Here is a 21,404-nt window from a genome sequence, read left to right on the forward strand (position 1 = left end):
AGCCGAAGGTTCAACGCCACCCCGATCTGTTCCAGCTAGGCCAGGCTGCGCCTGATGTCCCGTGCCAATGGCGCACACTGCGCCGGCTCCAGGTTCGAAATCGTGATTCTCAGCCCTCGGATGGAGCCCTGGACCGACAGGCTGCTGCCGTGGCGGACCAGCCAGCCGCGCTGGGCCAGGGCGAGGGAAACCGCCTGGTCGTCGGTTTGCAGAGGAATCCACAGATTCAGGCCGTCCCCCCCGGCGAGGAAGCTGATGCCTTCTTCGCGCAGGGCTTGCTCCAGCATGTGCCGCCGCCGGGCGTAATCTTCCCGTGCCAAGGCCATCAGCTCGATGCTCTCCGGCCGGGTGGCGCCTGCTTCGACGAGGTCCTGCAGCAGATGGCTGACCCAGCTGATTCCCGGGGCCAGGCGCAGGCGCAACTGCCTGGAGGTCCTGGCGTCGCTCACCAGCGCGGCGACCCGGATGTCGGGGCCGAGCGCCTTCGAGAACGACCGCACCAGCGCCCAGCGGGCGGCATCGGCAGGAATGACCGAATGGTATTCACGGCGCGACAACAGGGCGAAGTGGTCGTCCACGATCACGAGCACGTCCGAATGCCTTGCCAGAACCTGTGAAAGCGCCCTCGCGCGCTCGGCGCTGAGGCTGCAGCCTGTCGGATGGTGCGCGCGAGGCGTCAGGATGACCGCCCGGGCGCCCTTGCGCAGAGCCTCCTCCAGCTCGTCGGCACGCATTCCCTCCGCATCGACGGAAACGCCCAGGGCCTGCATGCCGAGAGTGCGCAGGATGTTGATGATGCCGATGAAACATGGATTCTCGACCGCCACCTTGTCGCCCGCGACCAGATAGGCGCAAAGCAGGCGGTCGATGGCGTCGACCGCGCCATGCGTCAGATCGATTTCGAAATCCGCGGGGCAGTCCGGTCCCATCCATTGCCGGATGTACTCGAGCAGCCCGGCATTGACGGTCGGTTCACCGTAGAGCCGCGGCCTGTAGGGCCTGGTCCGCAATGCCGCATCGACGTCCGGCAACCAGACGGTATTCGGATTGCCGCAGGCAAGATCCGTCGAACGGCGTATCTGCCAGGGCGCCTTCCTGCTCTCGCGGCTCGTAATGGTTGCGAACGACCGTGCCGAGGCGTCCCTGCGACGCCGTGATGCCGCTCAATGTCAGGCGGCGGTACGCAGCGGCAACCGTGTTCCTGCCGATGCCGAGCGCTTCGGCCAGCTCGCGCACCGGCGGCAAGGCGTTTCCCGGCAGCAATTCCCCGGATTGAGTCAGCGCCCTCACACAGTCGAAGATTTCCGCAGAGGTCTTGCCGCGTATCAGCATGTTGTTCCGTGACGATCATCGGATTCGAATGGGACGGAATTCTGCCACGGCCCGGTGCCGCAAATGGAGCCGGGCACATGGAGGAGTGCCCCAGGGTGGTCAGGCATCGGGGCCGGTGTCGCCCTTCTGCTGGAGGCGGCGATGCGTCTCCTCATCGTCCATGAGTTCGAACCACATCGCGTTGAGCACGGCGAAGGCCGCTGCCAGCGGCAGGCCGAGAAGCCAGGAGAAATACCACATGATCGTTTCCTTTCTTCAGGTTCAATATGAATGGCCCTGGCCCGTGGCGATCGCCACCGGGTTGACCTTGCCGCGCAGGATGCGATACACCCAGGAGGTGTAGGCCAGGATCAGCGGCATGAAGATCAGCACGCACACCAGCATGATGAACAGCGTCATGTGGCTGGACGACGAATCCCATACCGCCAGGCTGACGCGCGGGTCCAGCGACGAGGGCAGGATGATCGGAAACATCGCCGCGCCAACCGTGAGGATGATGCAGGCGATGGCGCCGCCGCTGGACAGCAGCGCCAGCCACTCCCTGCGGCCGCGCATGCCCGTCAGGCTGAGCAGCGGCAGCAGCACGCCGAGCGCGGGCAGCAGCCACAGCGCAGGCTGCGCACGGAAGTTGGCCAGCCACGCGCCCGCCGTCACGCTTACCGTCTTGGCCGCCGGATTGGATGGCCCGGCCGGATCGATGGCGCTGGTGATCTCGTAGCCCGGCACGCCGCCGATCACGATCCACGCGCCGGCCAGTGCGAACAGCACGCTCGTCAGCGCCGCGGCGATGCCGCCCCAGCGAACCGCGCGGACCAACACCTCGCCTTCGGTCTTGAACACCAGCCACGCCGCGCCGTGCATCAGCAGCATGAACAGCGACACCAGGCCGCACAGCAGCGCGAACGGCGTCAGCAGGCCGAAGAACGTGCCTTCGTACCAGATCCTCATGTCCTCGCCCAGGCGGAAGGGCACGCCCAGCAGCACGTTGCCCACCGCGACGCCGAACAGCAGTGCCGGCGCCAGCCCGGTCAGGCACAGCACCCAGTCCCAGGCGTTGCGCCAGCCCGGCTCCTCGCGCTTGCTGCGGAACTTGAAGGCCACCGGGCGCAGGATCAGCGCGGCGAGGATGGCGAACATCGCCAGGTAGAAGCCCGAGAACGACACCGCATAAAGCTGCGGCCAGGCGGCGAAGATCGCGCCGCCGCCCAGGATCAGCCACACCTGGTTGCCCTCCCACACCGGGCCGACCGTGTTGATGACCACGCGGCGCTCGACGTCGGTTTTGGCGGTGGCACGCAGCAGGCCCATGGCGCCGAGGTCGAAGCCGTCCATCACCGCGAAGCCGGCCAGCAGGAGGCCCAGCAGCAGCCACCAGACGACGCGCAGCGTTTCGTAGGAAATCAGTTCATGCAGGATCATGGCAAAGCCCTCCTCGCTCAGCGCGTGCGCGCCAGCTTTTCGATCATCGGCCGGTAGAAGCTCAGGTGCGGTTCGCTGACGTGCGGCGGCCCCTTGCGGATGGCCTTCAGCATCAGCTTCATCTCGATGACGAACAGCACGGTGTAGATCAGGATGAAGCCGGCGATCGTCAGCAGCAGCGTGCCGGCGCCCAGGTTCGACACCGCCATCGCGGTCGGCAGCACGCCTTCGATGACCCAGGGCTGGCGGCCCACTTCGGCGACGATCCAGCCGGATTCGATCGCGATCCAGGGCAGCGGGATCGACCACACGGCGAGCTTCAGCAGCCAGGGATGGGCGTCGAGCCGGTGGCGCGCCGACAGCACGAAGAAGGTGGCCGTCAGCAGGATGAAGAACAGACCCAGGCCGACCATGATGCGGAAGGCCCAGAACAGCGGTCCCACCGGCGGCACGGTATCCATCGCCGCCTGGCGGATCTGCTCGTCGGTGGCATCACGCAGGTCATCGACGTAGCGCTTCAGCAGCAGCGCATAGCCCATGTAAACACCCTTGTCCTCGAAGCGCTTGCGCGCCTCGGCGGGGATTTCCGCCTCGGAACGCGCGGCGCGGATGATCTGCAGCGCATCCCAGGCCTCGATGCCGTCGCGGATGTAGCCTTCGGCATCGTCCACGAGCTGGTTGATGCCGGGAATCTCCTGCGTCAGCGAGCGCGTGCCGATCAGGCCCATGACCCAGGGAATATGCACCGCATAATGGGTTTCGCGCGCCTCGCGGTCGGGGAAGCCGAAGGCGGTGAATGCGGCCGGCGGCGGCTCGGTCTCCCACATCGCCTCGATCGAGGCCAGCTTCATCTTCTGGTGCTCCGAGGACTGGTAGCCGCTCTCGTCGCCGAGCACCACCACCGACAGCGAGGCGGCTAGGCCGAAGGATGCCGCCACCGTCATCGAGCGCTTGGCCAGCGGCACATGGCGGCCCTTGAGCAGATACCAGGCCGACACGCCCAGTACGAACAGCGAAGCCGTCACGTAGCCGGCCGACACCGTATGCACGAACTTGGCCTGGGCCACCGGGTTGGTCAGCACGGCGAAGAAATCGGTCACCTCCATGCGCATCGTCCGCGGGTTGAAGGCCGCGCCGACCGGGTTCTGCATCCAGCCGTTGGCGATCAGGATCCACAGCGCCGAGAAGTTCGAGCCCAGCGCCACCAGCCAGGTGGCGACGAGGTGCTGCACCTTGGTCATGCGGTCCCAGCCGAAGAAGAACAGGCCGACGAAGGTCGCTTCGAGGAAGAAGGCCATCAGGCCTTCGATCGCCAGCGGCGCGCCGAAGATGTCACCGACGTAGTGGCTGTAGTAGCTCCAGTTCATGCCGAACTGGAACTCCATCACCACGCCGGTCGCCACGCCCATGGCGAAGTTGATGCCGAACAGGATGCCCCAGAACTTGGTCATGTCGCGCCATATGGTCCGGCCGGTCATCACGTACACGGTCTCCATGATCGCGATGACGATGGACAGGCCCAGCGTCAGCGGCACGAACAGGAAGTGGTACAGCGCCGTGATGGCGAACTGCAGCCGCGATAGATCGACGATGTCGAGGTCCATGAAAAAACTCCTTTGCTGCGGAATTTCAGCCTTGAATGTGGTCGGCGCGGGGCCTTCCGTCCGGTGAATCGGGTCTGAGCAGCGTCATCAGCGCTTCGTACTCATGCGTGCCGCGCACCGCCTGCCCGGTTATGCACCCGTTCGCGAGCAGGACCAGACGATCCGCCAGCCGGGCCTCGCGCTGCCAGTGCGTCGCCAGCAACAGCGTGCGTCCTGCGGCTGCCTGCGCAAGCCGCCCCAGCACGTCGGCCGCGGTGCCGGCATCCAGCCCTTCGGTGGCTTCGTCCAGCAGCCAGCAGCGGGACGGATGCAGCAGCAGCCGCGCCAGGGCCAGACGGCGTGCCTGTCCACCCGACAGGCCCAGGCCGCCTTCGCCCAGCATGGTGTCCAGGCCTTGCGGCAGCGCCTTGAAATCCCGCGCCAGCCCGGCGGCCTCGAGTGCGTTCCACAAGGCGGTGTCATCGGCATCCGGTGCCGCCAGGTGCAGGTTGCCGCGCAGGCAGTCGTGGAACAGTTCGGTGCGCTGGCCCATCCAGCAGCAGGGCTGGGCCGCTACCACCCCCGAAGCGGCCGGCAGTTCGCCCGCAATCACCGACAGCAGGCTGCTCTTCCCTGCTCCGCTGGCGCCGATCAAGGCGATGCGCTCGCCTTCGCGGATGTGCAGGTCGAGCGGTCCGAGGATCTCGCCTCGTCCCGCATGGGCGATCCTGACCCGGTCCAGTTGCACCGCCAGTCCGGCATCGGGCGGCACGCTTGCGCGGGGCGCTGGATCGTCGCCCTCCGCGACCGCAGCGCCGATCCGGCGCGCGGCCAGCCAGGTGCGGCCGGCTTCGGCCGCACCCCGGCGCAGTCCGGCAAAAGGCTCCATCGCCGACAGCGCCAGCAGGATGCCCAGCGCTGCCACCGCGAGACCGATCTGCTGCCGCTCCACCAGCCAGCCCATGGCGAGCAATGCAGCGCTCAGGCCCAGCGCGGACGCCAGGCCATAGGCCTGCGCGGCACTCGCCTCGGCCCGGTACAGCCGCTCGTCGGCCGCGGCGGCACGTGCATCGCAGGCCTGCACCGCGGCCAGTTGGGCAGGCAAGCGGCCGGCCATCAGCAGTTCGGTCTGACCTGCGACCAGGTCCACGCTTTTCAGGCGCAGGGTTTCCAGCGCCATGGCGCGGCGGATCGCGGCCTTGCGGGTGCGCAGGCCATGCCACAGCGCGATGCCCCAGCCGGCCAGCAGCAGCCACGCCAGGGCCAGCAGGCCGAGCCACCAGCACATCAGGCCGAAGGCCAGTGCGGACATCGATGCTGCGCCGAGTGCCGCGATGGCCGGCACCAGCAGGCGCAGGTACAGGTTGTCCAGCGCATCGACGTCGGCCGTCAGGCGCTGCAGCAGGCGGGCGGGACGCAGCAGCAACTGGCGCGCGGCCTGCGGCCGGGACCAGTGGCGGAACAGCTTTTCGCGCAGCGCGGCGAGCACGGCCAGCGTTGCGTCGTGGGTGACCAGGCGCTCCACGTAGCGTGTGCCGGTGCGGCCCAGCGCCAGCAGGCGGATGCCGGCCGAGGGCATGAAGACGTCGAACATCAATGCCGTGGCCGGCACCAGCCCGGCCAACGCGGTGGCGGCGATGAACCAGCCCGACAGGCCGAGCAGCGCCATGCCCATCAGCACGGTCGAGGCCGCCAGCAGTGCGCCGCCCAGCCACAGCCGGCGCCCGGCCATGGCATCCAGCGTGTGCAGCAAGCGCTTCAGGTCGTGGCGGCGTTTCATGCTGCCTTCCTTTCCGCCGCCGGTCGTTCATCCAGCGATGGCAGGTGGATCACCCGGTCCATGCGCTGCGCCAGACGGGCATCATGGGTCGCGACGATCAACGTGCGGCCGCGGGCGATGTGCAGCAGGCCGTCGGTGATCTGCTGCGCGGTCGCCGGGTCCAGGTGCGCGGTGGGTTCGTCGACCAGCAGCAGCCCGGCCTCCCGGTTCACCGCCAGCCGCGCCAGCGCCAGGCGCAGCACCTCGCCGCCCGACAAACCGCAACCGCCCTCGCCCAGGCTCGCGGCCGCACGCGCCTGCAGCACGGCGCCCAGCGCCGCCTGCTCGCTCGCGGCGCGGATCTCGTCTGCACCGATATGGGAACGCCCCAATGACACGTTGCGCTGCATCGAGGCGGCAAAGACGTGGGCACGCTGGCCCATCCACGCCATGCGCGAACGCAATGCCGCGGCGTTTTCGGCGTTCAGGGGCTGGCCGTCGATGCGTATCTCGCCCCGCTCCGCCGGCACCAGGCCCGCAAGCTGTGCCAGCAGCACCGACTTGCCGCTGCCGCTGGGACTCCACAAGGCCACATGCTCACCGGCTTCCACGCGCAGGCTCAGCAGCGTAAGGCGCGTTTCACTGCCGGGGGCACGGACTTCGATACCGGCGATCTCGACCTCTGCCGGCGCGGCGGACGGCGTGCCGCCGGCCTCGATGCTGCCGACGATGGGTGCCGCCTGGTGGCAAAGGCTCTCCAGGGCATCTAGCGCTGCCTCGCCGGCTGCGCGGTCATGCCAGACAGCGGACAGTTCGCGCAGGGGCTCGAAGAACGCAGGTGCCAGCAGCAGCACGAACAAGGCCTGGCCCAGGCTCAACTGCTGCCCCCAGGCGCCGAACGGCAAGGTGCCGAGCAAGTGGAAACCCACATAGACTGCCACCATCGCCACCCCCAGCGCGGAAAACAGTTCCAGCACGGCCGAGGACAGGAAGGCGATGCGCAGCACCCGCATCGTGCGCTGGCGAAGGGTTTCGGCGTGCTGGCGCAAGCTCTGGGCGGACGCGTCCACCGCGCCCAGCGCCCGCAGAGTGCCGAGACCGCGCAGGCGGTCGAGCATGAAGGCGTTCATGCCGCCCATTTCGGCCAGTTGTTCCTCGCTGGCGGCACGGGCGCGCCAGCCGACGATGGCCATGAACAGCGGAATCAACGGCGCAGCGAAGATCAGGATCAGTGCCGCCACCCAGCTCTGGCTGGCCACGGCGACGGCGAACACCAGCGGCACCACGCGCACGCGCCACATCGCAGCCTGGTAGCGTGCCAGCCACGGCACCACGGCTTCGGCCTGTTCGGCCAGCACGCTGGCGGCCTGGCCCGACGACGGCCGCGCCTTGTCCAGCGGCGAGACATGGGCCAGCACCTGCAGCGCCCGGACACGCAGTCGGCTCAATGCCGCACGCGCAGCACGATTGACGCGCAGCACGCCGGCGCCGTCGCTCCATGCCCGCAGCACGCCCAGCGCCAGCACACCGGCTGCCGCTGCCAGCAGGCGCTGCCTCGGCTGGCCGTCCGCCATCTGCTGCAGCGCCCAGGCGAGCAGTCCGGCCTGGGGCAGCCACAGCAGGGCCGCGGCCAGCTGCAGCAGCGCGCCGCAGCGGGAAGAAGTGGCTATGTCAGGATCGGCAGACGCATCCATGACCAGCTCTGTCGGGGTATGTGCGAGATGAACATGCGGTCCGCACCAGTCGGCATTCTGGCGATGCCGTTGCAAATGAAGATCCAGCCTCCGGACGGGTGGCGGCAGCTTGCGACTGTCACTCATCCGGTCATCGATCCGGGAGCTGCGAAATCCCTCCAGGTGGAGGCGCGGGCTGGAATCGAACCAAGCTGAACGGATCTGCAATCCGCCGCCTGGCCACTTTGCTACCGCGCAATTTTGTCACGGGACAAATAATATTATGATCCGAGTCAAATTCCGGAGCAAGGAAATTTCAGGCCGACGCAGCGGACGGCGCCTTGAGCGGGACCGGCTCGTGCGCCATGCTCCGGCGTGTCTGCACCAGATCGCGGGCATCGGCATGGCCGCCGGGCCGGCGCGAGGCGTCGTCCAGCCAGGCGGCCCGCTCCCCTCTCTATTCTTCGCTGGGCCGGATCGGCGGCCCGTCGGCAGTCTCTTCGTCATCGGCCGGCTGGCCGGCAATCAGGCAGGCAGCCAGCGCGGTGGCGATGCCGTCGGCCATGCGGGCGATGCGCGCGGAGTCGCGCAGCAGCATTTCCTCGTCGCGGTTCTTGATCACGCCGGCTTCGAACAGCAGCGCCGGCATCCGTGCATGGCGCAGCACCGCCAGGCCGTCGTAGTAATGCACGGCATGCAGCGGGTCGGCATAGGCGCGGCGGCGACCGTTCTTGTGGGTGGGCTCGAAGCCCAAACGCTGCAGGCGGGTGCCGATGATGCGGGCGCACAGGATGCTGCGCGCGGTGTCCGGGTTGTCGCGCGAGACGAACAGCGAATGGCCGGCGAAGTCGTCGTTGTAGTCCAGCGCCTGGCCTTGCCATTCCCAGGGCTTCAGTTCGAAGGCGTTGACCGAATCGTGGTGGATCGACAGCAGCAGGGCCACGCCTTCGGCGGCCTGCGGCCTGGCCTTGAGGCTCGGGATCAGGCCGTCCTCGTTGATCAGGCGCGCAGAAAAACCCCGCGCCTGCAGCGCTGCCACCACCTGGCGCGCAAGGTCGAGATTGAATTCGAATTCACTGCGTCCGCGCGCACTGGTCGCCCCTGGCGCGGCCAGGGTGTGGCCCACATCCACCGCGATCTCACCATCCGGCACCGCAATCGCCGGCAAGGCCGGCATCGCAAGCAAGGCCATGCAGGCGCGATGTGCGGCGGATGCCGCCCGCTTCATGTTCATCCCCGTTCTCCAGCCCAGTCGCCGCGCGCATTTCGGCCGCCTGGTCAATCTTGATTCAAATCATGGTTGAGGGACATCCCGCTCCCTACCATTCGCTCACCATCGGCACGGCCGTGGAATGTAGTCCCCCTGACCACTGACACCAATCCTGAAAACGAGACCAATGATGAGGAGTGCGCGATGAGCGGCATTTTCACAAAATCGATGGCGCGGAACATCTTCTATGGGGGGACGGTTTTCTTCTTCCTCCTGTTCCTGGCGCTGACCTTCGACACCGAGCGCGAGCTGCCATCGCGCGACAACTCGCACAACATCACCCCGGCAGTCGCCGCCGGCAAACATATCTGGGAAACACGAAACTGTATCGGATGCCACTCCCTGCTGGGCGAAGGCGCCTATTTCGCGCCTGAACTCGGCAACGTCTATGTCCGCCGCGGTCCGGATTTCATCAAGGCCTGGATGCAGGCAATGCCGACGATGGCGCCCGGCCGTCGTCAGATGCCCAATTTCAATCTGACCGACGAGGAGCTGGATCAACTCGTCGAGTTCCTGAAATACACCTCCGAGATCAATACCGCCAACTGGCCGCCGAACATCGAAGGTTGAGCCACAGAACCGCTGACGCAATAGGGGATCATCCATGCAATACAAATCACAAGCGGTCGCCATGCCCTACTTCATCGCGGCGATCGGTCTATTCGTGGGGCAAATCATCTTCGGCCTGATCATGGGCATGCAGTACGTCGTCGGCGATTTCCTGTTCCCGGAAATCCCGTTCAACGTGGCCCGCATGGTCCATACCAACCTGCTGATCGTGTGGCTGCTGTTCGGCTTCATGGGCGCGGCCTACTACATGATTCCGGAAGAAGCGGAAACCGAACTGTTCAGCCCGAAGCTGGCGCTGGCGATGTTCTGGATCTTCCTCGTCGCCGGTGCCGCCACCATCCTCGGCTACCTGCTGGTGCCCTATGCCACGCTGGCCGAGATGACGGGTAACGACATCCTCGCCACAATGGGGCGCGAGTTCCTCGAGCAGCCCTTGCTGACCAAGATCGGCATCGTCATCGTCGCCCTCGCCTTCCTGTTCAACATCACCATGACCTCGCTGAAAGGCCGCAAGACCGCCATCAGCATGGTGCTGCTGCTCGGCCTGTGGGGTCTGGCGATCTTCTTCCTGTTCTCCTTCTACAACCCGGTGAACCTGGTCCGCGACAAGTTCTACTGGTGGTGGGTGGTGCACCTGTGGGTGGAAGGCGTGTGGGAACTGATCCTCGGCGCGCTGCTGGCCTTCGTGCTGATCAAGGTCACCGGGGTCGACCGCGAAGTCATCGAGAAGTGGCTGTACGTGATCATCACGCTGGCCCTGGTCACCGGCATCATCGGTACCGGCCACCACTACTACTGGATCGGTGCGCCGGAATACTGGCAATGGTGGGGTTCCATCTTCTCCGCGCTGGAGCCGCTGCCCTTCTTCGCCATGACCGTCTTCGCCTTCAACATGGTCAACCGCCGCCGCCGCGAGCATCCGAACCGCGCTGCCGTGCTGTGGGCCCTGGGCACCGGCGTGATGGCCTTCCTCGGCGCAGGCGTGTGGGGTTTCCTGCACACCCTGGCTCCGGTGAACTACTACACCCACGGTTCGCAGATCACCGCCGCCCACGGCCACATGGCCTTCTACGGTGCCTACGTGATGGTCGTGCTCACCATCATCAGCTACGCGATGCCGATCCTGCGCGGCCGTGCCGCCAACTCGAACAAGTCGCAGGTGCTGGAGATGTGGGCCTTCTGGCTGATGACGATCGCGATGGTCTTCATCACCCTGTTCCTGACCGCCGCCGGCATCCTGCAAGTGTGGCTGCAGCGCGTGTCCGATACGCCGATGTCCTTCATGGCAGCCCAGGACCAGGTCACCCTGTTCTACTGGATGCGTGAATGGGCGGGCGTGATGTTCTTCATCGGCCTGCTGATCTACGTCATCAGCTTCTTCGTCAAGGGTGAGACCCAGCCCGCAAAGGCATGACGATGACCGGTGTCTCTCCGCAGTAACTCCTGGGCGACCAGGGGAAGGGGTTGGGGCGGCTTTGGCCGCCCCTTTTTTGGTCCACGATCCGGCGCCGCGAAGGCTTGGCCCTTGCCTGCCGCGCCACAGCCTGTACGATCGCTGCTTTCCGAGACATCCAGCACAGGAACCCGCACATGCAGACCCATGGTTATGCCGCCTACAGCAAGGACACGCCGCTGGCGCCCTACCGCTTCGAGCGCCGCGCGCTGCGGCCGAACGACGTCGCGATGGAAATCCTCTACTGTGGCGTGTGCCATTCGGACCTGCACACCGCGCGCAACGACTGGGGCAAGAGCCAATACCCGATCGTGCCGGGGCACGAGATCGTCGGCCGCGTCACCCGGGTCGGCGCCGGCGTCACCCGCTACAAGGTCGGCGACCACGTCGCCGTCGGTTGCATGGTCGACAGCTGCATGGAATGCGACCTGTGCCAGCGGGGCGAGGAACAGCTCTGCCGCAAGGGCTGCACCGGCACCTATGGCGGGCGCGACCGCATCACGCAGGAGCCGACGCAGGGCGGTTATTCCAAGCATCTGGTGGTGCGCGAGGAGTTCTGCCTGCGCGTGCCCGAAGGGCTGGATCTCGCCCGCGCGGCGCCGCTGCTGTGCGCCGGCATCACCACCTGGTCGCCGCTGCGCACCTGGCAGGCCGGCCCCGGCAGCCGCGTGGCGGTGATCGGCCTGGGCGGGCTCGGCCACATGGCGGTCAAGCTGGCGGTCGGCCTGGGCGCCGACGTCACCGTGCTGAGCCGCAGCAAGGACAAGGAAGCCGACGCGCTGGCGCTGGGCGCGCACCGCCTGCTGGTGTCGGCGGATGCCGAGGCGATGCGCGCGGCATCCAGCAGCTTCGACCTGATCATCGACACCGTGCCGGTCCGGCACAGCCTCAAGCCCTATCTGCCGCTGCTGGAAATCGACGGCACGCTGGTACTGGTCGGCCAGATCGGCCCGCTCGACGAATTGAGCACGGTGCCCCTGCTGTTCGGCCGCCGCCGCATTGCCGGCTCGCCGATCGGCGGCATCCGCGAAACCCAGGAAATGCTCGATTTCTGCGCCGAAAGGAACATCCTGCCGGACTGCGAGATGATCCGCATGGAGCAGATCAACGAGGCCTTCGAGCGCATGGAGAAGGCCGACGTGCGCTACCGCTTCGTGATCGACATGGCGTCGCTGGCCGACAGCGACTGATGGCGCTGCAGCTTCGCCGGCCGCCTGTTCTCCTTCATCCGTGTCGCCAGCAATGGAGGCCGGCACATCAACCGTTAGAATGCCGCCTCTCTCCAGATCCGCTCACCGGAAGCCGCCGTGTCCCGCACCATGCTCCACATCCCGCCCCGCCCGCAGCGCATCGCCATCAACGGCTACGGCCGCATCGGGCGCTGTTACCTGCGCGCACTGCACGAGGCCGGGATGGCGCAGCAGTTCCGGGTCGTGGCGATCAACGAACCGGCGGATCTGGCGAGCATCGCCTACCTGACCCGCTTCGACTCAACCCACGGCCGCTTTCCCGGCCGGGTCGAGACGCGCGACGGCCGGTTGCTGATCGACGGCCAGGCCATCGCGGTCTCGCATGCGAGCACGCCCGAAGCGGTCGACTGGACGGCCGGGGGTATCGACCTGGTGGTCGAATGCTCCGGGCAATACGGCAGCCGCGCCGAGCTCGAACGCTTCCTGCATGCGGGCTGCCCGCGCCTGCTGCTGTCGCAGCCGGGCAACAGCGCCGACGACGTCGACGCCACCATCGTGCACGGCATCAACGACGACAGCCTGCGCGCCGATGCCCGGCTGGTATCGAACGCGTCATGCACCACCAATGCCGCAGTGCCGGTGCTGGCCCTGCTGCATCGCGAACTCGGCCTCGAGAACGTGCTGCTGACCACGCTGCATTCGGCAATGAACGACCAGCCGCTGATCGACGGCTACCACCACGCCGACCTGCGCCGCACGCGCTCGGCGATGCAGTCGATCATCCCGGTGTCAACCGGCCTGGCGCGCGGCGTCGAGCGCCTGCTGCCCGAGCTCGCCGGCAAGGTGCAGGCCAAGGCCATTCGCGTGCCGACGCACAACGTCTCGGCCATCGACATGGTGCTGCAGCTCGCCGGCGATACCGACGCAACGCAGATCAACCATCTGCTGCGCGCCGCCGCCGAAGGCGCGTGGCGCGGACTGCTGGCATGGTCGGACGACCCCCACGCCTCGATCGACTTCAACCACGACCCGCATTCGGCGATCGTCAACGGCGGCCAGACCCGCATGATCGGGCCGCGGCTGCTCAACCTGGTGGTATGGTTCGACAATGAATGGGGCTTTGCCAACCGCATGGCGGACGTGACGCGGTATTGGCTGGGCAGCGCGGCCGAACTCCGCGCGGAAAGGCTCAGTTAACCACGATCAAGTTAATTCCATGCCCCGCTGCCTAGACTTCGGCGCATGGAACAGGACACTCTACCCGCTGCTGCAACGCCGTCGGACGCCACCGAACCCCGGCTCGCGGGCGATCTGGCGATCTGGTTCTTCATCCTCGCCGAGCTGCTGGCCTTCGGCGTGTTCTTCGCCGCCTACGCCTTCACCCGTGCCAACAACATCGAACTGTTCGACGCCGAGCAGGCCGCGCTGAACCGCAACGCCGGCGCGCTCAACACCGTGCTGCTGCTCACCGCCAGCTATTTCGTCGTGCGCGCGGTGCAGGCCGCCGAACACAGCCTGTCGCAGCCCTGCGCACGCTGGCTGCTGGCCGCGATCGCCTGCGGCGCCGGCTTCCTGGTGGTCAAGATGTTCGAGTACGCGGCTGCTTTCGAGCACAACATCAGCCTGTCGAGCAGCCCCTTCCACATGTTCTACCTGTCGCTGACCTTCTTCCACTTCATGCACGTGATCCTCGGCATGGTGATCCTGGTCGCGATGTGGAACGGCGCACGCCAGGGCCGCTACCGGCCGGGCGAGATGAACGGCATCGAGACCGGCGCCGCCTACTGGCACATGGTGGATCTGGTGTGGCTGATCCTGTTCCCGCTGGTCTATGTCATCCACTGAGGAGGTGAACATGAGCTCCGACGTACATGGCACGCCGCGGCGCGCCACCCTGCTGTGGGCGACGCTGATCGTCGCCACGCTGCTGACCTGGGGCATGGGCGCGCTGGGCGCCACCGGCACCGGCGCGATCGCCGTGCTGGCCGCGATCTCGTTCTGGAAGGGCGCGGTGATCATCCTCGACTTCATGGCCCTACGCCATGCGCCGGCATTGTGGCGCATGCTGGCGCTGGGCTGGATGGTCCTCGTCTGGGCGCTCATCGCCATCGCATACATCAAAGGAATGCCGTAATGAACATGGACAACCGCGCCGAGACGCAACAGCTCGACATCCCCTACTACCAGGCTGCCGGCGACGAAGTCGCGGTGTTCGAGCATGCCTGGAAGAACCGCCTGCCGCTGCTGATCAAGGGCCCCACCGGCTGCGGCAAGACCCGCTTCGTCGCCCACATGGCCGCCCGCCTGGGCCTGCCGCTGCATACCGTGGCCTGCCACGACGACCTCACCGCCGCCGACCTCGTCGGCCGCCACCTGATCGGCGACGGCAAGACCGTATGGTGCGACGGCCCGCTGACCCGCGCGGTGCGCGAAGGCGGCATCTGCTACCTGGACGAAGTGGTCGAGGCGCGCAAGGACACCACGGTGGTGCTGCACCCGCTGGCCGACGACCGCCGCATCCTGCCGATCGACCGCACCGGCGAACTGCTCGAGGCGCCGCCCAGCTTCATGCTGGTGGTGTCCTACAACCCTGGCTACCAGAACCTGCTGAAGGGCATGAAACCCTCGACCCGCCAGCGCTTCGTCAGCCTGCGCTTCGACTTCCCGCGCGCCGAGCAGGAAGAAGCGATCCTGATCGGCGAAACCGCCTGCCCGCCCGACCTCGCCCGCCGCCTGGTGGCGATCGCCGGCGCGCTGCGCGCGCTGAAGGACCGCGACCTCGAGGAAGCCGCCAGCACCCGGCTGCTGATCTATGCCGCACTGCTGATCAAGGACGGCATGGATCCGGTCGCCGCCTGCCGCGTCGGCATCGTCGAGAGCCTGACCGACGACCGCGAAGTCGCCGAGGCACTGATGGAAGTCGTGTCGGCCACTTTCGGCCGCTGACCCGAACGGCCATGTCAACCGAACGCCCCGATCCGCTTCGCCACGCCGTACCCGGCCCGCATCTCGCCATCGCCGCCGAGGCGCTGTTCCTGATCAACCTGATGCTGGCGCCGGGCCTGGCCTTCCTCGCATTGATGTTCCTGTGGGCCAAGTACCACAAGCATCCCGATCCGCTGGTACGCAACCACCTGCGCCAGACCGGCTGGACCTGCATCTGGGGCGGCACGCTGCTGGTGAGCCTGAGCGTCGCCATCTTCGTCCTCGGCGGCTTCGACAACCCCTGGTCGTGGGTGATCGGCGTGCTCTACTTCACCTTCGTCCATTCCGGGCTGATCCTGCTCGGCGTGCTCGGCCTGTCGCGCGCGGTCAATGGCAAGCCCTGGCGCTATCCGATCTTCGGGCCGCGCGAAGCGGATCTGGAGCGCTGAACCATGGAAGAAACCGTCGGCAAGCTCTGGCACCGCTTCATCACCCGCGCCGCGGGCGGGCATTTTCCGCAGGCCGCGGTCAGGCTGAAGGAAATCGAACGCATGACCGGCGTGTTCTTCCGCGCCCTCGGCGGCGACCCGGGCCTGCGCGTCGCCGCCGCCACGGCCGACGTGCATGGCGCGCGCCGCAGCCTGCTGTCGCGCATTGCCGGCAGCGACGAACGCACGGCCCGTGCGCGCATGGACGCCGTCACGCTGCGCCTGCCGATGGAGCTCGACGCCCTGCCCGAGCGCAGCCTGAACCGCGACCTCTACCTGTGGCTGGCCGCGCTTGCGGCCGCCAGCGGCCCGACCGCCAACGCCGAGGACGAAGCCGCGCTGGCCGAAGCCCAGGCCCGGCTCGCGCCGCTGCCCGAAGGCGCCAGCGCCGATCCAGCCACGCTCGAACTGCGCCTGAACCAGCTCGCCACGCTGCGCGCGCTGCTGCGCTGGCCCGGCCTGCAGCCGCGCTACGAGCGCCTGGTGGCCGCAGCCATCCAGCAGCGCATCGAGCCCGCCCGCCTGCCGCCGGTCGAAGCCGAACGCGAGAACCTGATCCGCCAGGCGCTGCGGCAGCCCGGCAGCGTCGCCGTCCTGCCGCCCTTGCCGCCCAAGGGCATGCCGCAGCAGCCGGTGCTGCTGTGGCTGGGTGACCTGATGCCGGGCGAGGCCGCCACCGCCCGCGGCGGGCGCGGCGCCGAGGCCAGCGCCAACGCACAGAACAAGCGCGACGAGCGCGAAACCGAGCGCCAGGCCCACCGCGTCGAACGCGTCGACCAGCCGCAGGAAAAGCACGGCCTGCTGATGATCTTCCGCGCCGAGAGCCTGCTGTCGGTGGCCGAATTCCTCAAGGTCAAGCGCAGCACCGACGACGACCCCGACGACAACGCCGCCGACGCCGCCGCCAACCTCGAACAGCTCGCGCTGTCGCGCGACGAGGAGCGCGTCGCCTCCAAGGTGCGCTTCGACCTCGACCTGCCTTCCGCCGCCGAGGACGACGTCGTGCTCGGCGACGGCATTCCGCTGCCGGAATGGGACTACCGCAAGGGCCTGCTGCGCGAGGACCACGTCCGCCTGCAGGAGTTCACCGCCTCGCCACACGACCCGCGCGCCGCACCGACGCCGCTGCCGCCCCACCTGCACCGCACCGCGCGCCACCTGCACCGCCAGTTTGCCGCGCTGCAGCCCGGCCGGCGCTGGCTCAAGGGCCGCATCGACGGCAGCGAGCTCGACCTCGACGCGGTGGTGCGCGCCGCCACCGACCGCGCCATCGGCCAGCATCCGTCCGATCAACTCTACCTGTCGCTGGAAAAGCGCGAACGCGACCTCGCCTGCCTGGCGCTGGCCGACCTGTCGCTGTCCACCGATGCCTGGATCTCGTCGGAGGCGCGCGTCATCGACGTCATCCGCGATTCGCTGCTGCTGTTCGGCGAGGCGCTGTCGGCCACCGGCGACGGCTTCGCCCTGTGCGGCTTCTCCTCGGTCAAGCGCAGCAACGTCCGCTTCCACCACCTGAAGACCTTCTCGCAGCGCTTCGACGACGCCGCGCGCGGCCGCATCATGGCGATCAAGCCGGGCTACTACACCCGCCTCGGCGCGGCGATCCGCCACGCCACCAGCGTGCTCGAAAAACAGGCCGCCGCGCGGCGCGTGCTGCTGATCCTGTCCGACGGCAAGCCCAACGACCTCGACCTCTACGACGGCCGCTACGGCATCGAGGACACCCGCGTCGCCGTCGTCGAGGCGCGCGGCCGCGGCATCGTGCCCTTCTGCGTCACCATCGACCGCGAAGGCGCCAGCTACCTGCCCCACCTGTTCGGCCCCGGCGGCTACGCGGTGATCCGCCAGCCCGACGAGCTTCCCGCCCGGCTGCCGATGTTCTATGCCCAACTGACCCGCTGACGCATGAGACCAAGGCCATGAATCATTGCGACATCCCGTGCCAGGAGGCATTGCGCGAGGCGAGCCCGCCTGCCGATGCGCCTCCCTTGACGCCCGAGGTCGAACGCCTGTGCCGGCTGCTGCGCCATGCCTCGCTGTTCCAGGGCCTGAGCTGTGAAGACATCGCCCGCTTCGCCCGCGGCGTGCGTGAGCTGAAGGCAGCCAAGGGCGAAATCCTGTTCCATCGCGGCGATGCCTGCACCGGCTTCCATCTGATCCTGTCCGGCCAGATCAAGCTCGCCTTCACCTCGTCCGAAGGCAACGAGAAGGTGGTCAACATCCTGCGCCCCGGCCAGAGCTTCGGCGAAGCGGTGATGTTCATGGACAAGCCCTACGTCGTGATGGCGCAGGCGCTGACCGACAGCACGCTGCTGCACATCGGCAAGCAGGTGTTCTTCGAGGAGATGGGCAGCGATCCGAAGTTCTGCCACAAGATCATCGCCGGCCTGTCGCAGCGCCTGCACCGCCTGATGGGCGACGTCGAAAGCTATTCGCTGCGCTCGGGCCGAGAGCGCATCATCGGCTACCTGCTGCGCGAGGAAGAATTGAGCGGCGAATGCAACGGCAGCGGCCGCGTCTCGATCCGCCTGCCCACCAGCAAGGGCACCATCGCCTCGAGACTGAACCTGACGCAGGAGCACTTTTCCCGCATCCTGCACGAACTGACCAGTTCCGGCCTGATCGAGGTCGAAGGCCGCACCATCCACATCCCGGACATCGAGCAGCTACGCGGCAGCCTGGATTGAGAACGGTCAGACTCATGCTTTCGAGCTGAACGGCACGGTTTGCGGTACACAACAAAAACCAGCCAAATCGGCTGGTTTTTGTTGTGTAGAACCAGGTGGGCCGCACAAACCCTTGACGCCCCCTCCTCAACCTGCCTTGCCATCCACCCTTGCCTTAAGCAGGAAGGGCGTGTAGCGCCACAGGTAGAGGCCGAAGCCGATCGCCCACAGCGTGGCCGCGGCATGGATGCCGCCGATCAGGCCGGCGGGAATCGCTGCCACGGTCAGCACGCGGGCCAGCGCGGCCAGTTGCACGACCACGTAGGCGGCGGTTTCGATCGGGCCGGCCACCAGCATGCGGCCGGTGTGGCCGAGCGCGGTGCGGGTGATCATGCCGATGATCAGGCCACCAGTGGCGCCGATCGCCAGCGCATGGACTCCCGCAGAGCGCGGCAGCAGTTCGAGCTGGGCGAAACCGGTCAGGGCCAGCCCGATCGGAATCCACAGGTAGGACAGGTGCAGGATCCACAGCAGCGGCACCTTACGCGTCGCCCACGGATTCCAGCCGCCGACGCGCAGCAGCTGCAGCACCGCGGCGGCGAAGGACACCACGGCGGCCCATGCCCCCGCCCCGGTCGCCCACAGCAGCAGCGCGATGCCGGTGGAAACGGCCGCGGCCCAGTCGAGACGAACGTCGCGCCACTGCTTGATGCCGCGGATCACGTTGAAGGTGAACATCGGAATCACCCGGCCGCCGATGATGGTTTCCAGCACCACGATCAGGCCCAGCGCGAGGTGCATCGCCGCCAGCGGATCGGCATCGATCAGTTGCAGCACCGCGAGGTGGAACACCAGGTTGGCCAGCGACAGCAGGCCGGGCAGCACGCCGACGAAGTAGTTGCGCTTGCTCTTGGCGCGGACCAGCACGCGCAGCAGCAGCGCGGCGGCCACCGGCAGGAAAGCGAGGTCGATCACCGCCACCCACGCGCCGCTGCCGAAGGCCATCGCCAGCCGCCCGGCGAGCCACAACGCGGCCAGGGCGGCCAACTGGCCGCCGGCCGGCGTGTCCAGCCCGGTCCAGTTGCGTGCTGCGGTGAACAGGAAGCCGATGATGACCGCCGCCGCGAAGCCGAAGATCATCTCGTGCGCATGCCACCACATGCCGGGGATCGGCGTCTGCAGCGCACCGGAATAGACCACCGCCCACAGCGGCACCGCAATCGCGGCGAAGGCCGCCGCCAGCAGGTAGAAGGGGCGGAAGCCGAGCGCCCACAGCGAGAAGGTGTCGGGCGGGATGCGTTTGGTGGTCGGTTCTTCGAGGGGGATCAGGGCCATGGTTTCAATCGTCGTTTGGGGAGATACGGGAGCACTCGTGCCGGCCTGACTTCGAGGCGATGACTGCGTTGCTCAGCCTTGCCGTGCCACGGCACTGTCTGCGGCTGCGCGCCTTGTCCTCGCCTCGAATGCAAACCGGTTTCAGTGGCTGGTGCCCTCTTCGCGTGTGATCTTGTTCCACACATTGTATTTGCCGACCGGTTTCCTCATCGGCAGGCGCTTCACTTCCTCGAGGGTCTGCGCGTCATAGACGATGACCGCGCCCTCGTCTTCCCACAGGCTGGCCAGCGCATAGCGGCCGTCGCGGGTGAATTCGATGTGGGCCAGGGTCTTGCCCGGTTCGCCGGTGATTTCCTTGACCACTTCCAGCGTCTGCTTGTCGATGGCCTGCAGGATGTGCTTGGCCTGCGGGCTCATCATCGAATCGACGAAAGCATAGCGGCTGCTGGCGTGGCTGCGCAGGAAGAAGCCGGGGCCTCGGGTGGGGATGCGCTTGATGACCTCCCAGGTCTTCATGTCGATCACCGTGACTTCGCCCGCCTTCAGGTTGGTGCTCGCCATCACCGTGCGCGGCTTGCCGTCGGTGCCGGTCCACTCCCAGGTGATGCCGGAACCCAGGTGCGGCATGCCGTCCAGCGGCAGGTCGGCGATCTTGCGGCGGATGTCGAGGTTGACCACCTGGCCGACGCCTTCGCGCGAGGCGCCCATCAGCTCGGCATAGTCCTGGGTGAAGAAGAAATCGTCCAGCACTTCCTGCAGCACGGTGCGGCGCGGGTTCAGGTAGCCGGGGATGAAGCTGCCCTCCTTCTGCGCATAGTCGTGGATGAAGCCTGTGGGAATGTCTTCGGCCGCCTTGGTGTAGCTGATCTCCCACACTTCCGGCACGTCCTTCAGCGCGGCGATGAAGGACTGGCGCGGCGTGGCGTCATACACCGCCGACACGCGCGAGCTGTGCTTGCCGTCGCGGTCGGTGGCGGCGATGGTCTTGACCAGGTTCAGGTCGCCGTCGAGCAGCACCAGCGTATTGGGCAGATAGTTGGCCACCGCGACGTGCTGGCCGTCCGGCGACGCGGCGACGTTGCGGGTGTTGATGCCCGCCCTCACCTCCGCCACCATCTTCAGGTTCCACAGGTCGTACTTGGTGATCCAGCCGTCGCGCGAGCCGAAGAACACGTAGCGCCCGTCGGCGGCGAACTTCGGGCCGCCGTGCAGCGCGAAGCGCGACTGGAAGCGGTGGATGGGTTCGAGCTTGTCGCCGTCCAGCACGCTGACGTGGTGGTCGCCGCCCTCGACGACGAGGAAGACGTTCATCGGGTCGGCATCGAACACCGGCTTGTCCGACAGCGTGGCCGGATCGACATGCCGGATGTAGGACGCGCGAATGTCTTCGTCGGTCCACCGCGGCGGCGGCTCGACCGGGCTGTAGATCCAGTCGACCAGCGCGGCAATCTCGTCCTTGTTCAACTGCCCGGCGAAGCCCAGCATCTGCGTCGCGGTGCGCCCCTCGGCGACGATCTTCAGCGCCTCGGGCTTGCGCAGGCGGGACAGGTTGTCCGGCAGCAGCGCCGGCCCCATGCCGCCGAGACGATCAGGCGCATGGCAGGCGGCGCAGTGCTGAGCGTACAGCGCGGAGACGTCGGGACGGGCCGCGTCGGCTGCGTTGCCGTCGCCGGCCGCCAGCATCGCGGCGCCGAACAGGATCGCGCCCAGCGACGTCTTCATCGCCGGACTGCCCCAGGAC

20 protein-coding genes are annotated in these 21,404 nt (G+C 67.4%); 10 read left to right on the forward strand and 10 right to left on the reverse strand.

What is annotated here, in order from left to right:
- Nucleotides 1–35: 35 nt before the first annotated feature.
- The 8 genes from QM748_RS06755 to QM748_RS06790 all read right to left on the reverse strand — a co-directional run bounded on the left by QM748_RS06755 (nt 36) and on the right by QM748_RS06790 (nt 9,000).
- Complete coding sequence (locus QM748_RS06755; RefSeq protein ID WP_415246258.1) at nt 36–1,031, reverse strand: aminotransferase class I/II-fold pyridoxal phosphate-dependent enzyme; 996 nt, start codon at nt 1,029–1,031, stop codon at nt 36–38.
- Entirely contained in the window at nt 973–1,332 is a 360-nt protein-coding gene (locus tag QM748_RS06760) for a GntR family transcriptional regulator (RefSeq protein WP_415246259.1), read from the reverse strand. The genes QM748_RS06755 and QM748_RS06760 overlap by 59 nt, the downstream gene beginning before the upstream one ends.
- Before the next feature lie 99 nt (nt 1,333–1,431).
- Nucleotides 1,432–1,572 carry a cytochrome bd-I oxidase subunit CydX gene (cydX, locus tag QM748_RS06765; RefSeq protein ID WP_415246260.1) on the reverse strand — a complete coding sequence of 47 codons (141 nt, stop codon included), beginning with the start codon at nt 1,570–1,572 and terminating at the stop codon, nt 1,432–1,434.
- A gap of 21 nt (nt 1,573–1,593) precedes the next feature.
- Nucleotides 1,594–2,751, reverse strand: a complete 1,158-nt coding sequence (gene cydB / locus QM748_RS06770) for a cytochrome d ubiquinol oxidase subunit II (RefSeq protein ID WP_415246261.1) — start codon at nt 2,749–2,751, stop codon at nt 1,594–1,596.
- A gap of 17 nt (nt 2,752–2,768) precedes the next feature.
- Entirely contained in the window at nt 2,769–4,355 is a 1,587-nt protein-coding gene (locus tag QM748_RS06775) for a cytochrome ubiquinol oxidase subunit I (RefSeq protein WP_415246262.1), read from the reverse strand.
- 25 nt (nt 4,356–4,380) lie between these two features.
- Nucleotides 4,381–6,114, reverse strand: a complete 1,734-nt coding sequence (locus QM748_RS06780) for an amino acid ABC transporter ATP-binding/permease protein (RefSeq protein ID WP_415246263.1) — start codon at nt 6,112–6,114, stop codon at nt 4,381–4,383.
- Nucleotides 6,111–7,787 carry a thiol reductant ABC exporter subunit CydD gene (cydD, locus tag QM748_RS06785; protein WP_415246264.1) on the reverse strand — a complete coding sequence of 559 codons (1,677 nt, stop codon included), beginning with the start codon at nt 7,785–7,787 and terminating at the stop codon, nt 6,111–6,113. The genes QM748_RS06780 and cydD overlap by 4 nt, the downstream gene beginning before the upstream one ends.
- A 436-nt stretch (nt 7,788–8,223) precedes the next feature.
- Entirely contained in the window at nt 8,224–9,000 is a 777-nt protein-coding gene (locus QM748_RS06790) for an N-acetylmuramoyl-L-alanine amidase family protein (protein WP_415246265.1), read from the reverse strand.
- A gap of 180 nt (nt 9,001–9,180) precedes the next feature.
- Between QM748_RS06790 and QM748_RS06795 the strand changes: the two genes are divergently transcribed.
- From QM748_RS06795 to QM748_RS06840, 10 genes are all read left to right on the forward strand, one after another.
- Nucleotides 9,181–9,606 carry a cytochrome c gene (locus tag QM748_RS06795; RefSeq protein ID WP_341644573.1) on the forward strand — a complete coding sequence of 142 codons (426 nt, stop codon included), beginning with the start codon at nt 9,181–9,183 and terminating at the stop codon, nt 9,604–9,606.
- A gap of 34 nt (nt 9,607–9,640) precedes the next feature.
- A complete protein-coding gene (locus QM748_RS06800) occupies nt 9,641–11,020 on the forward strand; it encodes a cbb3-type cytochrome c oxidase subunit I (protein WP_415246266.1) in 1,380 nt (459 codons plus the stop codon).
- 176 nt (nt 11,021–11,196) lie between these two features.
- Nucleotides 11,197–12,249 (forward strand): NAD(P)-dependent alcohol dehydrogenase, encoded by a 1,053-nt coding sequence (locus QM748_RS06805; RefSeq protein ID WP_415246267.1) that lies wholly within the window; start codon nt 11,197–11,199, stop codon nt 12,247–12,249.
- 129 nt (nt 12,250–12,378) lie between these two features.
- Nucleotides 12,379–13,446 (forward strand): type I glyceraldehyde-3-phosphate dehydrogenase, encoded by a 1,068-nt coding sequence (locus tag QM748_RS06810; protein WP_415248031.1) that lies wholly within the window; start codon nt 12,379–12,381, stop codon nt 13,444–13,446.
- A 45-nt stretch (nt 13,447–13,491) separates the two neighbouring features.
- Nucleotides 13,492–14,094, forward strand: a complete 603-nt coding sequence (locus QM748_RS06815; RefSeq protein WP_341644566.1) for a cytochrome c oxidase subunit 3 family protein — start codon at nt 13,492–13,494, stop codon at nt 14,092–14,094.
- A gap of 10 nt (nt 14,095–14,104) precedes the next feature.
- Nucleotides 14,105–14,383, forward strand: a complete 279-nt coding sequence (locus tag QM748_RS06820) for a cytochrome C oxidase subunit IV family protein (protein ID WP_341644565.1) — start codon at nt 14,105–14,107, stop codon at nt 14,381–14,383.
- Nucleotides 14,383–15,195 (forward strand): CbbQ/NirQ/NorQ/GpvN family protein, encoded by an 813-nt coding sequence (locus QM748_RS06825; protein WP_415246268.1) that lies wholly within the window; start codon nt 14,383–14,385, stop codon nt 15,193–15,195. Before QM748_RS06820 ends, QM748_RS06825 begins: the two co-directional genes overlap by 1 nt.
- 11 nt (nt 15,196–15,206) lie before the next feature.
- Nucleotides 15,207–15,623 (forward strand): hypothetical protein, encoded by a 417-nt coding sequence (locus QM748_RS06830; RefSeq protein WP_341644564.1) that lies wholly within the window; start codon nt 15,207–15,209, stop codon nt 15,621–15,623.
- A gap of 3 nt (nt 15,624–15,626) precedes the next feature.
- Complete coding sequence (locus tag QM748_RS06835; RefSeq protein WP_415246269.1) at nt 15,627–17,564, forward strand: nitric oxide reductase activation protein NorD; 1,938 nt, start codon at nt 15,627–15,629, stop codon at nt 17,562–17,564.
- A gap of 17 nt (nt 17,565–17,581) precedes the next feature.
- A complete protein-coding gene (locus QM748_RS06840) occupies nt 17,582–18,349 on the forward strand; it encodes a Crp/Fnr family transcriptional regulator (RefSeq protein WP_415246270.1) in 768 nt (255 codons plus the stop codon).
- Between the two features lie 126 nt (nt 18,350–18,475).
- Here QM748_RS06840 and QM748_RS06845 read toward each other — a convergent pair whose 3' ends face one another.
- Both QM748_RS06845 and QM748_RS06850 read right to left on the reverse strand, forming a co-directional pair.
- Entirely contained in the window at nt 18,476–19,663 is a 1,188-nt protein-coding gene (locus QM748_RS06845; RefSeq protein WP_415246271.1) for an NnrS family protein, read from the reverse strand.
- A gap of 141 nt (nt 19,664–19,804) precedes the next feature.
- Nucleotides 19,805–21,385 (reverse strand): cytochrome D1 domain-containing protein, encoded by a 1,581-nt coding sequence (locus tag QM748_RS06850; RefSeq protein ID WP_415246272.1) that lies wholly within the window; start codon nt 21,383–21,385, stop codon nt 19,805–19,807.
- Nucleotides 21,386–21,404: the final 19 nt, after the last annotated feature.

This window comes from Thauera sp. (assembly GCF_047601425.1).
Classification (GTDB): domain Bacteria; phylum Pseudomonadota; class Gammaproteobacteria; order Burkholderiales; family Rhodocyclaceae; genus Thauera.

Excerpts from the sequence above, each read along its gene's own strand:
- QM748_RS06820 (WP_341644565.1), top strand. The coding sequence starts at position 14,105 with ATGAGCTCCGACGTACATGGCACGCCGCGGCGCGCCACCCTGCTGTGG.
- QM748_RS06825 (WP_415246268.1), top strand. The coding sequence starts at position 14,383 with ATGAACATGGACAACCGCGCCGAGACGCAACAGCTCGACATCCCCTAC.
- QM748_RS06830 (WP_341644564.1), top strand. The coding sequence starts at position 15,207 with ATGTCAACCGAACGCCCCGATCCGCTTCGCCACGCCGTACCCGGCCCG.
- cydX (WP_415246260.1), bottom strand. The coding sequence starts at position 1,572 with ATGTGGTATTTCTCCTGGCTTCTCGGCCTGCCGCTGGCAGCGGCCTTC.
- cydD (WP_415246264.1), bottom strand. The coding sequence starts at position 7,787 with ATGGATGCGTCTGCCGATCCTGACATAGCCACTTCTTCCCGCTGCGGC.
- QM748_RS06775 (WP_415246262.1), bottom strand. The coding sequence starts at position 4,355 with ATGGACCTCGACATCGTCGATCTATCGCGGCTGCAGTTCGCCATCACG.
- QM748_RS06835 (WP_415246269.1), top strand. The coding sequence starts at position 15,627 with ATGGAAGAAACCGTCGGCAAGCTCTGGCACCGCTTCATCACCCGCGCC.
- QM748_RS06805 (WP_415246267.1), top strand. The coding sequence starts at position 11,197 with ATGCAGACCCATGGTTATGCCGCCTACAGCAAGGACACGCCGCTGGCG.
- QM748_RS06790 (WP_415246265.1), bottom strand. The coding sequence starts at position 9,000 with ATGAACATGAAGCGGGCGGCATCCGCCGCACATCGCGCCTGCATGGCC.
- QM748_RS06800 (WP_415246266.1), top strand. The coding sequence starts at position 9,641 with ATGCAATACAAATCACAAGCGGTCGCCATGCCCTACTTCATCGCGGCG.
- QM748_RS06760 (WP_415246259.1), bottom strand. The coding sequence starts at position 1,332 with ATGCTGATACGCGGCAAGACCTCTGCGGAAATCTTCGACTGTGTGAGG.
- QM748_RS06845 (WP_415246271.1), bottom strand. The coding sequence starts at position 19,663 with ATGGCCCTGATCCCCCTCGAAGAACCGACCACCAAACGCATCCCGCCC.
- cydB (WP_415246261.1), bottom strand. The coding sequence starts at position 2,751 with ATGATCCTGCATGAACTGATTTCCTACGAAACGCTGCGCGTCGTCTGG.
- QM748_RS06850 (WP_415246272.1), bottom strand. The coding sequence starts at position 21,385 with ATGAAGACGTCGCTGGGCGCGATCCTGTTCGGCGCCGCGATGCTGGCG.
- QM748_RS06815 (WP_341644566.1), top strand. The coding sequence starts at position 13,492 with ATGGAACAGGACACTCTACCCGCTGCTGCAACGCCGTCGGACGCCACC.
- QM748_RS06780 (WP_415246263.1), bottom strand. The coding sequence starts at position 6,114 with ATGAAACGCCGCCACGACCTGAAGCGCTTGCTGCACACGCTGGATGCC.
- QM748_RS06795 (WP_341644573.1), top strand. The coding sequence starts at position 9,181 with ATGAGCGGCATTTTCACAAAATCGATGGCGCGGAACATCTTCTATGGG.
- QM748_RS06840 (WP_415246270.1), top strand. The coding sequence starts at position 17,582 with ATGAATCATTGCGACATCCCGTGCCAGGAGGCATTGCGCGAGGCGAGC.
- QM748_RS06810 (WP_415248031.1), top strand. The coding sequence starts at position 12,379 with ATGCTCCACATCCCGCCCCGCCCGCAGCGCATCGCCATCAACGGCTAC.